This is a genomic window from Mesorhizobium sp. M0590, assembly GCF_040320905.1.
Classification (GTDB): Bacteria; Pseudomonadota; Alphaproteobacteria; order Rhizobiales; family Rhizobiaceae; genus Mesorhizobium.
In genome coordinates, this window is the sequence record NZ_JAMYQN010000002.1 from 253,290 (window position 1) to 268,087 (window position 14,798).

At 62.3% G+C, this 14,798-nt stretch carries 12 protein-coding genes; 3 read left to right on the forward strand and 9 right to left on the reverse strand.

Annotation, left to right across the window (positions count from 1 at the left end):
* Window positions 1-26: 26 nt before the first annotated feature.
* The 8 genes from tsaE to NKI52_RS04955 all read right to left on the reverse strand — a co-directional run bounded on the left by tsaE (window position 27) and on the right by NKI52_RS04955 (window position 9,955).
* Window positions 27-1,538, reverse strand: coding sequence for a tRNA (adenosine(37)-N6)-threonylcarbamoyltransferase complex ATPase subunit type 1 TsaE (gene tsaE, locus NKI52_RS04920; protein WP_023677554.1), 1,512 nt, complete (start codon window positions 1,536-1,538; stop codon window positions 27-29).
* Window positions 1,539-1,546: 8 nt separating this feature from the next.
* A complete protein-coding gene (locus NKI52_RS04925) occupies window positions 1,547-4,108 on the reverse strand; it encodes a sensor histidine kinase (RefSeq protein ID WP_023677553.1) in 2,562 nt (853 codons plus the stop codon).
* A gap of 188 nt (window positions 4,109-4,296) precedes the next feature.
* Complete coding sequence (ahcY, locus tag NKI52_RS04930) at window positions 4,297-5,697, reverse strand: adenosylhomocysteinase (RefSeq protein WP_023677552.1); 1,401 nt, start codon at window positions 5,695-5,697, stop codon at window positions 4,297-4,299.
* Between the two features lie 412 nt (window positions 5,698-6,109).
* Window positions 6,110-6,406: an HPr family phosphocarrier protein gene (locus NKI52_RS04935; protein WP_023677551.1), complete on the reverse strand. Its 297-nt coding sequence runs from the start codon at window positions 6,404-6,406 to the stop codon at window positions 6,110-6,112.
* On the reverse strand, window positions 6,403-6,804 hold the full coding sequence (locus NKI52_RS04940) for a PTS sugar transporter subunit IIA (RefSeq protein WP_254815942.1): 402 nt from the start codon (window positions 6,802-6,804) through the stop codon (window positions 6,403-6,405). The genes NKI52_RS04935 and NKI52_RS04940 overlap by 4 nt, the downstream gene beginning before the upstream one ends.
* Window positions 6,805-6,968: 164 nt before the next feature.
* Window positions 6,969-7,415 (reverse strand): HPr kinase/phosphorylase, encoded by a 447-nt coding sequence (locus tag NKI52_RS04945; protein WP_352568484.1) that lies wholly within the window; start codon window positions 7,413-7,415, stop codon window positions 6,969-6,971.
* Window positions 7,416-7,446: 31 nt separating this feature from the next.
* Window positions 7,447-9,231, reverse strand: a complete 1,785-nt coding sequence (locus NKI52_RS04950; RefSeq protein ID WP_023677548.1) for a sensor histidine kinase — start codon at window positions 9,229-9,231, stop codon at window positions 7,447-7,449.
* A gap of 22 nt (window positions 9,232-9,253) precedes the next feature.
* Complete coding sequence (locus tag NKI52_RS04955; protein WP_023677547.1) at window positions 9,254-9,955, reverse strand: response regulator transcription factor; 702 nt, start codon at window positions 9,953-9,955, stop codon at window positions 9,254-9,256.
* Window positions 9,956-10,297: 342 nt separating this feature from the next.
* Here NKI52_RS04955 and NKI52_RS04960 point away from each other — a divergent pair, with 342 nt between their 5' ends.
* The 3 genes from NKI52_RS04960 (at window position 10,298) to NKI52_RS04970 (ending at window position 13,174) form a co-directional block, all read left to right on the forward strand.
* Window positions 10,298-11,908: a phosphoenolpyruvate carboxykinase gene (locus tag NKI52_RS04960; protein ID WP_352568486.1), complete on the forward strand. Its 1,611-nt coding sequence runs from the start codon at window positions 10,298-10,300 to the stop codon at window positions 11,906-11,908.
* Window positions 11,909-11,987: 79 nt separating this feature from the next.
* Window positions 11,988-12,425, forward strand: a complete 438-nt coding sequence (gene arfB / locus NKI52_RS04965) for an alternative ribosome rescue aminoacyl-tRNA hydrolase ArfB (RefSeq protein WP_023677545.1) — start codon at window positions 11,988-11,990, stop codon at window positions 12,423-12,425.
* 131 nt (window positions 12,426-12,556) lie between these two features.
* A complete protein-coding gene (locus tag NKI52_RS04970; RefSeq protein ID WP_352454809.1) occupies window positions 12,557-13,174 on the forward strand; it encodes an alpha-ketoglutarate-dependent dioxygenase AlkB family protein in 618 nt (205 codons plus the stop codon).
* Here NKI52_RS04970 and NKI52_RS04975 read toward each other — a convergent pair.
* Window positions 13,137-14,750 (reverse strand): hypothetical protein, encoded by a 1,614-nt coding sequence (locus NKI52_RS04975; protein WP_352697223.1) that lies wholly within the window; start codon window positions 14,748-14,750, stop codon window positions 13,137-13,139. The genes NKI52_RS04970 and NKI52_RS04975 overlap by 38 nt on opposite strands.
* Window positions 14,751-14,798 lie beyond the last annotated feature (48 nt).

The following is a 14,798-nucleotide window of genomic DNA, read 5'->3' on the forward strand; positions in this document are numbered from 1 at the left end:
CGCCTTCGGGCCCAAATCCTTAGCCGTCAAATCGAGCGTTCCTCCAGCAAGCCGTGGGCGATGTAGAAATCCTGCAGCCCGGCCAGCGCCGGATGCGCCAGTGCCCGGCGAAGATAGTCGCGGATGCGCGGCAGATGCTTCAGATAATAAGGCTTGCCGTCGCGTTTTTCGAGCCGCACGAAGATGCCGAGGATCTTGGAATTGCGCTGTGCGGCCATGATTGCATAGGTTTCGCGGAATTCGTTCTCATCGAAGGCACCGGCAGCGCGTCGCGCGGCGATGTAGGCGGCGAGCGTGTGCTTTTCGATTTCGGGTGAGATAGTGACGCGCGCGTCCATGGCGAGCGAGGCGACGTCGTAGGCGGACGGCCCGATCAGCGCGTCCTGGACATCGACGACGCCGAGGCGATCGTGACCGGAACGGTCAGCGCGCCAGATCAGGTTGGGTGAATGGAAATCGCGCAGCATCAGCGTGTATTCGCGCCCCTCCAGCCGATCGAGCACCGCACTCCATTCGCTGCGGTAACCGGCGCGCAGCGCCTCTCTAGGCGGAGCGCCTGATATCGCCGGGACATACCAGTCGACCAACAATTCGGCCTCGATCATCATGGCGTCGCGGTCGAAAGGCGGCACCTCATGGAAGACGCCGGGGCCGGCCTGCATGCGGGCCGGCCATGTTTTGCCGTGCATCATGGCAAGCAGTTCGGCCGCCGCAGCGTAGCGCTCGGCCACCGGCTGGCCGCGCTTGTCGAGAAACCCTTGGGAACCGAGATGCTCCAGCAGGAGAAAACCCTGGTCGAGATCCTGGGCATAGATTTCCGGGACGCTGACGCCGCCGGCCCGCAAGGCCCGGTCGATGGCGACGAACGCCGAAACGGATTGCGCGGTGTGAGCGATCTCGGCATAGGGTTTGCCGTCGCGGACTGGCGGTCCGAGCACCAGCCTTGGCGAGTTCATCAGCACCCGCGGCGGAAATCTGGCGAGCGTGACGATCTCGTAGGAGCGAGCCGAGGCATCACCGATGAAATGTCGTCGCTGCGCTTCGCCCCAACCGGCCTGCCCGAGAAAATCGCGCATTGCCAGCGATCGCGCCGCGCGCTCGAAGGCGGCGCCCTCTCCCGATAGTCTCGCCAGTCGGCCGTCGCCCTGCTGGAGAAGTTCGACCAGCACCGAGGTTTTCGGCAGATATGCCTCTGCCCGCTCCGGCCATTCGACCAGCGCGGCGCCTTGCGTCAGCGCCTCGTCGAAGCCCAGCTCGTCCAGCTCGGATGCCGTGCCCAAGCGGTAGAGATCGAAATGATGAACCGGCACACGCGTGTCGTAGCTCTGGACCAGCGTGAAGGTCGGGCTCGGCACGTCGAGTCCGGCATCGTCGGCCAGTGCCTTGATCAGCGCCCGTGCCAAGGTCGATTTGCCGGCGCCGAGATCGCCCTTGAGGGCGAGCACGTCGCCAATGCGCAGCGACATGGCGAGATCCTCGCCGAACCTTGCCGTCGCAGCCTCGTCGGCGAGAAAACGCTCCAGCACCAATACCGCCATCGAACGCGCTACTCGGCCGCCGCGCGGATGCCGGACGGCGTGTCGGGAAAGGCGCAAACAACCGTGGTGCCCTTATCCCTGCCGGTCTCGATGCGGACGCTGCCGCCATGCAGTTCGACAAAGCTCTTGACGATCGACAGGCCGAGCCCGGCGCCACGGCGGCGGCCGCCATTGGTGCGCGGCTCGAAGCGCCGGAACACTGAGTCAAGCAGGTCCGGCGGCATGCCGGGGCCGTCATCGTGAACGGAAAATTCCACGCCGTCGGCAAGTTGGCGGCAGGCGAGCGTTATGGTGCTCGCCTCCGGCGCGTAATTGGCGGCATTGCTGAGCAGATTGTAGAGGATCTGGCGGACGCGGATCTCGTCGCCGTGGAAGGTTTTCGGCGCGGCCGCCGCGTCGATCCTAAGCTTGATCGCATGTTCCTCCAGCCGGTCGGCGACCAGTTCGGCGGCAGCCGTAATGGTTCGATCGATGTGAACTTCGGAAATGTCGAGTTCCATGATGCCGGCATCCACCGTCGCCAGGTCGAGGATGTCGTTGACGATGGTGAGCAGGACCGAGGAAGACGAGCCGACATGCCCGATATATTCGCGTTGCTTCTGGTTCAGCGGACCAGTCGACGGCAGTGAAAGAAGCTCGGTAAAGCCGATGATGTTGGTGAGTGGCGAGCGCAGCTCATAGGAGACGTGCTGCACGAATTCGTTCTTGATCTGGTCGGACTTTTGCAGCGCCTCATTCTTGTCCTTCAGCGCCCGCTCGACATTGACGCTGTCGGTAACGTCGACGAAGGTCATCATCACCTGGCCGTTGGGCAAAGGGATGACGGCGTAGCGCAAAACGGTGCCGTTGTTCAATTCGGTTTGGCCGTGGCGGTCGCGGCGCTCGTCGTCGAAGCCGGTGATGGCGGCAACGAACCCGCCCCACGGACTGTCGACGGCACGGCGGTCGCAAAGGTTGCGGATCGTCGAGACATGGACGTTGGGTTTTGAGGCATCGGCATCCAGCCCCCACAATGCCGCGAACGCCGGGTTCGACAATCTCAGCTTGCCGTCGGGGCCGAACACAGCGACGCCTTCGGCGAGGTTGTCGAGCGTCTCGCCCTGGACCCGGACGGCGGTCTGGTAGCGGCTTTCAAGGTCCATCTTCTCGGTCAGGTTCTCGAACACCCAGGTGACGCCGCCCTTGGGCTGCGGATTGGCGACGACGCGAATGGTCTTGCCGTCCGGCAGATGCCACCAATGCTCCTGCGATTCAACCGCGCGGTAAGCGCCGAGCAGGCTCTCTTTCCAGCGCCGCCATTCGGGCTGCTCGGCGATCCTGCCTTCGCTGCGCAGGCGGTCAAGCAGCAAGGCGTTGTCCGGCGCGCTGTGCAGGAAGCCGCTGTCGAGGCCCCATAGCTTCTGGAACGCCTGATTGAAAAACCGCAATTTCTCGTCGGTGTCGAAAATCGCCACGGCGGTGTTGAGCTGATCGAGCGTGTCGGCGTGGCTCTGCATGGTCCGCTCATATTCGGCGCGAATGGCCTCGATAGCGCTGATGTCGCAGGCAAGACCAGCCGAACCATCCGCCCCGGCAAAATCGGTCACGGCAAACATACGGCGGTCGCCTTCGATGACCGTGGAGAGCGTCTGTTCAAAGACCGCGCGCGACTTGTGCTGCGCAGCGATCGTGTCGCGCGCCTGGCCGCCGAGGAATTCCTTGCCATCGCGGACCGCCGCTTCGGCATTCTCGGCCTCGACCGCTTCGGCATAGGCGCGGTTGACCCATTTCAGCCGCCCGTCGACAGTACGCAGCCATGACGGCATCTTGAGCGCATCCAGAAGACCGATCAGCGTCTCATGGTCGGCGGCTAAGCGTTGGTTCTCGATCTTCAGCCTGGCCTGGCTTCGCTGTGTCTCCGAAAGCGAGACGAAGCGAACCAGCACATGCGCCGCACTCTTGCGGCCGTGAACCTCGAGCGGCTGGCCGGCCTGCGATTCGATGACCAGATCGAACGGCTTTGCCTTGTCCCGCAGTGCCGCTACGGCATGTTCGAGTGCGGCCGCCGAACGCGGCATCAGCCAGCGGCCGAAAGCCAGGAAGGCCGCCCGGTCCTCCGGCGCGCCGCTCTCGATCGGCAATGTCCCGACAAGTTCGGGCTTCTTGTTCTCGGCCGCCCATACCACCACGCGCTGATCGCGAGAATGGAGCAGCGCCTCCGAGCGCTGCAGCGCGGCATTGACGTCGGCGATGCGGGTCCTGAGCTCGGCATTTTCCGCCGCGGTGCGCGCCCGTTCGCGGATCAGAAAGATGGCCGACAGCAATGCCGCCCCCATGACGCCGACGAACATGGCGAGTTGCATGACCTCGACCGTGCTGACCGACAGCCCGGCCTTTTGCGCCACGCGGGTTTGGGCATGTGCAGTAAAGCCAAGCAGCGGACCAACCAGCGCGGAAGAAGCAAGCAGCACACCGACACGGCTGCCGGCGCGCCATAGAAGGCTGCCGCCTCTGGCAGCGGAGCCCGTGATCGAATCGTTATGGCCGCCGGAAACGGCCTGTCCCGCGCAAGGCGGGTTATCCCCCGGCATGTCTTGGTCCTCTTCGCCGCCTGAATGCAAGACCGCCCTGATGCGTGCGCCCGGGCCTCGTCCCCGGACCGCGAATCAGCACCATAGCGCTTGCGCGAATCGGCGTGAAGAATCAATCAGCGCAAAAATAAAGCCGGGCGAAAAGTCAATTGCCCGGCTTCAATATCTAGTGGCAAGTTTCGCCGTGGTTAATAGCGGTAGTGTTCCGGCTTGAACGGTCCCTGCGGAGTGACGCCGATATAGGCGGCCTGTTCGCCGGACAGTTCGGTCAGGCGGGCACCGAGCTTGTCGAGATGCAGGCGCGCGACCTTTTCGTCGAGATGCTTCGGCAGGACATAGACCTGGTTCTCGTACTGACCGGGCTTGGTGTACAACTCGATCTGGGCCAACACCTGGTTGGTGAAGGACGCCGACATGACGAAGCTCGGATGGCCGGTGGCGTTGCCGAGGTTGAGCAGACGGCCCTCCGACAAAAGGATCATCCGCTTGCCGTCCGGGAAGGTGATCATGTCCACCTGAGGCTTGATGTTGGTCCACTTCAGATTGCGCAGCGAGGCCACCTGGATCTCGTTGTCGAAGTGACCGATGTTGCCGACGATCACCATGTCCTTCATCAGGCGCATGTGGTCGAGGGTAACGACGTCCTTGTTGCCGGTGGTGGTGATGACGATGTCGGCCGTCGGCGCCGCGTCCTCGAGCGTGACCACCTCGAAACCGTCCATCGCCGCCTGCAGCGCGCAGATCGGATCGACCTCGGTGACCTTGACGCGGGCGCCGGCGCCCTTGAGCGAAGCCGACGAGCCTTTGCCGACGTCGCCATAGCCGCAGACAACCGCGACCTTGCCGGCCATCATCGTGTCGGTGCCGCGGCGAATGCCGTCGACAAGCGATTCCTTGCAGCCATATTTGTTGTCGAATTTCGACTTGGTGACGGAATCATTGACGTTGATCGCCGGGAACGGCAGCAAGCCTTTTTTCTGCAGCTGATAGAGCCGGTTGACGCCGGTCGTCGTCTCTTCAGTGACGCCGCGGATCGCTTCCTTCTGCTTGGTGAAGAAGCCGGGCGATGCCTGCATGCGCTTTTTGATCTGGGCAAACAGGATCTCTTCCTCTTCGCTGCCCGGATTGGACAGCACATCCTCGCCGGCCTCCGCGCGGGCGCCGATCAGGATGTACATGGTGGCATCGCCACCGTCGTCGAGGATCATGTTGGAGGTGCCGCCATCGGCCCACTGGAAGATCTTGTCGGTGTAGACCCAATAGTCCTCCAGCGTCTCGCCCTTGACGGCAAACACCGGAATTCCGGCCTCGGCAATGGCCGCGGCGGCGTGGTCCTGGGTCGAGAAGATGTTGCAGGAAGCCCAGCGGATATCGGCGCCGAGCGCCTTAAGCGTTTCGATCAGCACCGCCGTCTGGATGGTCATGTGCAGCGAGCCGGTGATGCGCGCGCCCTTGAGCGGCTTCTTGTCGCCGAATTCCTCGCGGCAGGCCATCAGGCCCGGCATTTCGGTTTCGGCGATCTCGATCTCCTTGCGGCCCCAGCCGGCAAGCGCGATGTCTGCGACCACATAGTCCTTGCTACCCGTCATGGCAGTGCTCCGATGCGAATTGATTGCGGGACGCGCCCGCCCCGAAGGCGTGTCGGAGGGCGCGAGTTGCCGGCCTGACTAGCAGATCGGGAGTCGGACGACAATGGGATATAAAGAAATCTTTATCCGTGCATGTCTTCAGCTACGGCGGCCATGAGAGCGCGCAGAAGGGGTGCTGTCCAAGGTGGCCGTCCCTCAGACCTCAGATCGGCAACACTTTCAAAGCCGGAAACAAAAAACCCGCCTCGGCGGGCGGGTCTTCGGGGCCAATTGGCACCATAGCGAGATTAGTAGCATAGCTGCCGGCACAAAGCAAGAACAAAATACGCGACGGTCGCGCAAAAATGCGATTTCCTTCACCGCCGCAAGGTTGCGCCCGAACATGCCGCAGCAGGTGCCGTCGGCGAAGCCGTCAGCACTCCTCGCCGAAACGGGAAGCAACCAGTTGCTCCAGCGCATCGATGACCTCTTCGGCCTCCGGGCCGGTGGCGGTGACGCGGATCGAATAACCGGGGCTCGCCGCCAGCATCATCAGGCCCATGATCGAGGTGCCGCCGACCTTGACGCCGTCCTTCTCGACCTGGACCGTGGCGTTGAAGCCGCTGGCGATTTGAACGAACTTGGCCGAGGCGCGCGCATGCAGGCCGCGCTGGTTGACGATCGGAAAGTCGCGAACGATCTTGTCCTTTTCCGGCAACAGGGCACTCATTTGCTGCTCAGGAGCTGACTGGCGACATTGATGTATTTACGGCCGGCAGCCTGCGCCTCATCCAGCGCGGCCGTCATGTTGTCGCCTTTGCGAACGCTGGACAGCTTGATCAGCATCGGCAGGTTCATGCCGGCAATGACCTCGATGCGCCCGGATTCCATCACGGAAATGGCGAGGTTGGAGGGCGTGCCGCCGAACATATCGGTCAAAACGATGACGCCTGATCCCGTATCGACGCGGCCGACCGCGTCGATAATGTCGCGGCGGCGCTGTTCCATATCGTCGTCGGCACCGATCGCCACGGTCTCGAAATTGTCTTGTGGCCCAACGACATGTTCCACGGCATTGCGGAACTCGGCGGCCAGTTGACCGTGCGTTACAAGCACGAGTCCGATCATTCTTTGGTGGCTCCCGTCATCGCCGCTTCACAGGCGCATTTTATGCTCGCCGACCGTTCCAGGTGGCGGGAGCGCTATCTTGTCGACGCAAGGCCTGTTGACAAGCCCAAAATTGCGCCGGCCCAAGCCAATTTGACGCATTGCAGCAAAAAATCGAAATCGGATCACAGGAAAGGCGCAATCGACAGGCGCGACATCACTGCCGGCAAGGCCGCCGCTACATTGCGCCCGGCAAGATCAATGCGCGGCACTGGTACGCCGACAACGAGTTCGCTGCAGTCTTCCTGGAAGCGGGCCATTTTGCCGGCTGGCACCAGCCGGATAATGAGGTCGATCACGCAGCTTGGCTCGAACCGTATCGGTTTGGGGCCGAATCCCGGCACCTCGACGAGGCCGGCTATGCTGGCTGGTGCGCGGCAGACCAGCCGCCCGTCGCAATCTGCAGCATAGAGCTGGTCATCGCCGATCAGCCGGGAAAACAGCCCACGCTGGCTGCAATGATCGATCAAGGCGAGCGCCAGCGTCGTCTTGCCCAAGCCGGACGGTCCGGTGATGAGAATGCCGCGATCACCTATCAGGATCGCGGTGCCGTGAATATTTTCAGGCTGCACAATAGGACCAGGCGTGATTGGAATTCATCCGTCAGCCTTCCGCCGGCAGCGTCACCACGAAGCGCGCGCCCTTGATCTCGCCAGGCTTGGTGCCCGGGATGTTCTCGGCGCTCAGCGTGCCGCCATGGGCTTCAACGATCTGCCTGGATATCGACAGGCCAAGGCCCGAGTTCTGACCGAACGCCTCGCCGGCCGGCCGATCGGTATAGAACCGCTCGAAAATGCGGTCGATGTTATCGGCACGGATACCGGGTCCATTGTCGTCGATGGTGACGATGTTGAACTTGCCGGCGCGCGCCAGCGATATGGTGATGTGGCCACGTTCCTCGGGAACGAACGAGCGGGCATTCTCGATCAGGTTGGTGATCACCTGGCCGATCCTCAGGTCATGACCGACGACGAAGTAGCCTTTCACGCCCTGTGGCAGTTTGGCGACCTTGAATTCGATCTCGACCGCCTTCTTGTTGCGCGTGGCCTCGCGCGAGACGGCGACCAGATCGGTGATGAACTTCTTGAGGTCGACGGTTCCCGCATCTTCCCGCGCCAGCTCGGCATCGAGACGGGAGGCATCGGAAATATCGGTGATGAGACGGTCAAGCCGCCTCACATCGTGCTGGATGATATCCATCAGCCGGCTGCGCGAATTGTCGTTCCTGGCCAGCGGCAATGTCTCCACCGCGCTGCGCAGCGAGGTAAGCGGGTTCTTCAACTCGTGCGAGACATCCGCGGCAAAACTTTCGATCGCCTCGATGCGGGCGTAGAGCGCATTGGTCATGTCGCGCACGGCGATCGACAGATTGCCGATCTCGTCCTGGCGGTCGGAGAAGTCGGGGATTTCCTCGCGGTTCTTGACGCCGCGGCGAACCCTGACCGCCGCCGCGGAAAGCCGGCGCAGCGGGTTGGCGATGGTGGAGGCCAGCAGCATCGACAGGATGGCGGTAACCAGGGCGGCAATGCCGAACACGCGCAGGATCGCCTTGCGCTCGGCCGCGACGATCTTGTCGATGTCGCCGCCTTCGGTCGACAGCATCAGCACGCCGAGAACGGCACGGAAGCGCTGGATCGGCACCGCCACAGAAACGATCTGCTCGCCCTGCTCCGAGATCCGCACGATCGTCGACGGGCTGCCGGTAAGCGCCTTGACCACTTCCGGAAACGCGGCGCCGTTGCCACCCGGCTGCTCGCGATAGACGGGCAGCTGCTTGTTGCGGAAGAAATCGAAGACGAATTTCTGGATGCGCTCCAGAAGGTCTGGCTGTTCCTCTTCGACCGGCGGCAGGTCGTAGCGAAGGATCTGGCCGCGCGAATAGAGATGGCGGGAATCGAGCAGCAGGTTGGCGTCGCGGTCGTAAATGCGGGCGCGGGTGCGCGTCGGCGAGATCAACCGCCTGAGCACCGGCGCCACGCGCTCCGGATTGATCGGGAAATCGAGGTTATCGAGCTGATCGGAGCCCGGGCCGAGGCTTTCGCCGGCCTGTAACTCGAGCAGCTTCTCCGGATCGATGCTGATCGAATCGGTCTCGACCGTCGCCGAGGCGGCGATCGCGCCGGCGATGATCTCGCCTTGAGTCATCAGGCTCTCGACACGGGCGTCGATCAGCCCGTCGCGAAAGGTATTGAGATAGAGAATGCCGGTGACCAGGACGGCAAGGCCGGCAAGGTTGAGAAAGAGGATACGCCGCGTCAGGCTGGAAAAGATGTGATGGCCGAGAAACCGGCGCATCGGCACCGTAATTTTCGACACGAAGGCGGGCAGAATCCGCGGCGGGCGCCTGGCGGCGCCCGACCGTCTCACTCGCTCTACTTGCACTGCCATCGAATAGCAGCTCCCGCTCGACTCAAGCTTCGCGGAACCGATATCCGACTCCGTAAAGGGTTTCGATCATTTCGAAGTCATCATCAACGGCCTTGAACTTTTTGCGTAGCCGCTTGATGTGACTGTCGATGGTGCGGTCATCGACATAGACCTGCTCATCATAAGCCGAATCCATCAGCGCATCACGGCTTTTTACAACGCCCGGACGCTGGGCCAGCGAATGCAGGATGAGGAACTCGGTGACGGTCAGCGTCACCGGCTCGCCCTTCCAGGTGCAGGTGTGGCGCTCCTGGTCCATGACAAGCTGGCCGCGCTCAAGCGACCGGGCCTGCTGGTTGGGCGCCTTGGCAGCCGCCTCGCGGGTGCTGGCGCGTCGCAGCACGGCGCGGACGCGTTCGACAAGAAGACGCTGCGAGAAGGGTTTGCGGATGAAGTCGTCGGCGCCCATCTTGAGGCCGAACAGTTCATCGATCTCATCGTCCTTGGAGGTCAGGAAGATCACCGGCAGGTCGGATTTCTGACGCATCCGGCGCAGCAACTCCATGCCGTCCATGCGCGGCATCTTGATGTCGAGGATGGCGAGGTTCGGCGGGCGCGCCGCCAGTCCCTCCAGCGCCGATGCCCCATCCGTGTAGGTTTCGACCCGATAACCCTCGGATTCGAGGGCGATCGAAACCGAAGTCAGAATGTTGCGATCGTCGTCGACAAGCGCGATTGTTGCCATTTCAAGCGGCTCCCTCATGAGCTGTCCCTTCTTTCGTCGAGAAGGGGCTTTTGCAGGACAAATTAGGTACAAAATGTGGCATAGGCTGTATCCGCTGTCACGCGCGGCATGTCGACGGCCACAATTGTACCTCGATATGGATTGGACGAATGAACATCGCCAATCCTTTGGGCAACCATCAGTGTTTTTGCACATATAAACGATTTAAACAACTTTCAAAATATTTAAATCGATTAATGATTTGATATCATTCGCCTTTTCTGGTTTTGACGTTTTTAGCTCCTGCAATGGGAGTTCCGGAATTCGCCGGTAAAGACGCGGTAAATCGAAGAAGGGACACCCATGTCGGAAGCCGGCAAACGCAATCCTGCATGTGCAATCGATCGGATCGGCCTAAGAACCACGGGCGTGGTGCGCTATAATTTCGGCGCGGCCGCGCTCTACGAGGAGGCAATCCGCCGTGGCGAGGCCCGACTCACCGCGCATGGCGCGCTTGCCGCCGAGACCGGGCAGCACACCGGCCGCTCGCCCAGGGACAAATTCGTGGTGCGCGACGAAAGCACCGCGCCGCATGTATGGTGGGACAACAACAAAGCGATTTCGCCGATCCAGTTCGATACGCTGCTTGGCGATTTTCGCGCCCACGCGGCTGGAAAGGACCTTTATGTGCAGGACCTGGTCGGCGGCGCCGACGAGGAGCTGAAGCTGCCGACCAGGGTGATCACGGAGCTTGCCTGGCACTCCTTGTTCATCCGCAATCTGCTCATCCGACCGGCCGCCGCCGAACTCGAGCATTTCATGCCCGATTTGACGATCATCGACCTGCCGTCGTTCCGCGCCGATCCCGCCCGCCACGGCACGCGCGGCGAAACGGTGATTGCCGTCGATCTTTCGCACATGATCGTGTTGATCGGCGGTACCTCGTATGCCGGCGAGATGAAGAAGTCGGTGTTCACCGTGCTCAACTATCTGCTGCCGGCAAAAGGTGTGATGCCGATGCACTGCTCGGCCAATGAAGGGCCCGTCGGCGACGCGGCCGTTTTCTTCGGCCTTTCCGGGACCGGCAAGACGACGTTGTCGGCCGACCCGTCGCGCACGCTGGTCGGCGACGACGAGCATGGCTGGGGACCGCACGGCATCTTCAATTTCGAGGGCGGCTGCTATGCCAAGACGATCAAGCTTTCGGCCGAAGCCGAGCCGGAGATCTTCGCCACCACCCAGCGCTTCGGCACGGTGCTGGAGAATGTGGCGCTCGACGCAGGCCGCGTGCCGGATTTCGACGACGGCGGGCTGACCGAAAACACACGCTGCGCCTACCCGCTCCACTTCATCCCCAACGCCAGCAAGACGGGGCGCGCCAGCCACCCGAAGAACATCATCATGCTGACCGCCGACGCATTCGGTGTGATGCCGCCGATCGCGCGGCTGACCCCGGCGCAGGCCATGTACCATTTCCTCTCCGGCTATACCGCCAAGGTGGCGGGGACCGAGAAGGGCGTTACGGAACCCGAAGCGACATTTTCGACATGCTTCGGCGCACCGTTCATGCCGCGGCATCCGTCGGAATACGGCAATCTGTTGCGCGAGCTCATCGCCCGCCAAGGCGTCGATTGCTGGCTGGTCAACACCGGCTGGACCGGCGGCGCCTACGGCACCGGCAAGCGAATGCCGATCAAAGCAACGCGGGCGCTGCTTGCGGCGGCGCTCGACGGCTCGCTGAAAGCGGCCGACTTCCGCACCGACGCCAATTTCGGTTTCGACGTACCGGTGACGGTTGCCGGCGTCGACCGCGCCATTCTCGACCCTAGATCGACCTGGATCGACAAGCCCGCCTACGACCGGCAGGCGGCAAGGCTGGTCGGCATGTTCGTCGACAATTTCGAAAAGTTCGAAGCCCATGTCGACGCCACCGTGCTCGGCGCCGCACCACGCATGCAGGTAGCGGCTGAATAGCCGTCGCCCCGGGTGATGCTTCAAGGCCCGGCTTCGATCGGGCCTTTTCTTTTTTCGCCTGCCGCGCCATGAGTGCGGCATGAACGCCGACGACAAGATCATCATTACCGACGATGCGGTGATTAATCCGGGCGACTTGCACGAGGACTTCATCCGTTCGTCCGGCCCGGGCGGCCAGAACGTCAACAAGGTGGCGACGGCAGTGCAATTGCGCTTCGATGCCGCCAATGCGGCTGGCCTGTCGGAGCGGGTGCGCGAACGGACCATCAAGCTTGCCGGCCAGCGCGCCACCAAGGACGGCGTCATCGTCATCGAAGCCGGACGCTTCCGCACCCAGGAGCAGAACCGGGCGGACGCCCGGGCGCGGCTGACGGCACTGGTCGCCAAGGCCGCCGAACCACCACCACCGCCGCGCAAGAAGACCAGGCCGTCTAAAGGCGCGGTCGAAAGACGGCTCAAGAGCAAGGCCGGGCGCGGCTCGATCAAGAAACTGCGCGGCCGGGTCGGGGATGAGTGACAGCCGAAGCGGCTTCGGATCTCAGATCGCCGGTTAAAGCGCGCAGCCACCGTCGGAGGCGGCTTTCGGGTCGCCGTTTTCATTTGACGGTGGCATTCTGATTTCTCCAGACCAACGGATTAAGCGACGCGATGCTCGTACTGCCCAAAGGCGTCCGCCATATGCCCGGCTACCTGTCGCGCGCCATGCAGGAAGTGCTGGTGGAAGATATCAGGCAGGTCGTGCAGAACGCGCCGCTGTTCGTGCCGGCGATGCCGCGTACCGGCAAGGAGATGAGCGTGCGCATGACCAATTGCGGTCCGCTGGGCTGGGTCACCGACAAGGAGCACGGCTATCGCTACCAGCCGACCCACCCGGTGACCGGAAGGCCTTGGCCGCCGATCCCGGAGATGCTGCTCGAACTGTGGCGGGATGTATCTGCCTATGCGCACCCGCCGGAAGCCTGCCTGGTCAATTTCTATTCGCAGGATGCCAAGATGGGTCTTCACCAGGACCGCGACGAGAGCGATTTCTCCGCGCCTGTCGTCTCGGTGTCGCTCGGCGACGATTGCCTGTTCCGGGTCGGCCAGACGACGCGCGACGGCGCCACCAAATCGTTCAGGCTGAGGAGCGGCGACGTCGTCGTGCTTGGCGGCGAAGGGCGGCTCTGCTTTCACGGCGTCGACCGTATCTACCCGTCGACCTCGGCATTGCTCAGGAGTGGCGGCCGCATCAATCTGACGCTGCGACGGGTGACGATGCCGAAATAGGCTGTTCGGGTGGCCGGGGGCCCGGGCGGACATAATCGTCGCGCAGATAGATGCGCTCGGTCTCGTCCTCGATAAGAATGCGGTAGTGCGCCAGGATGGCGTCAAAGCCAAAATGCCCCATCAGTTGGCTTGTCCACATCGTGTTGTTTTTCTTGAAGACGACGATATCCGGGCGCAGACGCACGAACTCTTCGCGTTTGCTTTCGACGTAGCGCGCCATGATGGCTTGGTAACGCATGGCTTCGGCGGTGTCACCCGAGAGAGCTGCCTGCCGGGACAGGGAAAGTGCGAACGCTCCAAGCCAATCGCTGACGTGGGTCGAAACGAACTGCCCATCGATCATACGGTTCAACGGATGTCCCGAGGAAATATCCGAACTGACCAACGCTACGGTCGGCCGATCGGTGGCGGCGCGAATTGCGGCAACCAGCGCCGGCCCTGGTTTCTGGGTGCTCCAGTACGGCAAGAAAGCGATTGCCACCGCCGCCAATGCCCAAGCTCGCGAAGGAGCCGTCACGAACGTCAACAGCTTCGACGGCTGCTGCACGATCCTGGGCAGTGCTAGCAGGCAGAAAATGGCTGCCACAGCGCAAAAGATCGCGGGATAGGCATGATAAGACCAGCCTTTGGCTTGGTAGAACAGGGGAAACATGCCAGCGATCGATGCCGCCAACGCAACCGCCGCCAGCTCTGGAAACCGCCTGGCAGGCCACAGCCACCAGATCAGGAAGACAAGGAAACACCACGAGAAACCGTAGCCGATCACAATCGGCCAAAAGATGCCGATCTTTGCATAAACGTCCGCCAAGAGGGGATAGATGTCGCGCACGAATTCCGGATGGATCAGCGTGACCGTGCTGAGATAGACAACGCAGATGCCGCCAATGACCCAGTGTTCCAGGGCGAAGATCGATTTCAGACTGCGCCGGCGCACTGCAACGACCAGCGCCGGCGCCAACACCATGATCGCATAGTAGGGCTTGACCAGCAGCAGAATGCTGCCCGACAGGCCGGCGAGTACGGCGAGCCCGGGGTCTGGTTGGGCAGCTGCATCTCTGCGCGCGCGCCAGGCATGAAGCGCAAGCAGCGGCATGAAAAGTGCCATGCCGATATGCTCCCGCTCACTGAAAGCATTTCCGGGGAAGACCACCAACATTGCGCAAAACGCTGGCCCCAGTGCAAACAATGATGCAGTTTCGGTGAAACCCGCACGCTTGACGATCACGCCCGAGAGCGAAAGTCCGATAAACACGGCAAGGTATGTCCAGGCCTCAACCAGGATTTCCGGGGCGGTACCCAGCAATCTGGCCGCAGCCACTGGCGGCAGATAGAGCCAGACGCTGAATGGGGGATTGGTCTCGTAGATTTGCGAGTAAAGCCGCTCACCGGACAGCATACGCTCGCAGACCGTGATCAGCCAGCTAGTGTCGGGAACAGTCCCCCAACGTCGCTGCCAGAAGATCGAGAAGACGGTGACTGCGGCAATGGCCAGGACATTGCGGCTAGGAAGCAGCGACGCCGCAATATCCCGGTCGCGCCAGCGGCTCAAGCCGCCAATGTCGTTCGAGACGCTCATGCTGTTGCACCGAGGCTCTCGAGATCGAGCCATATGTCGTCCAGCGGA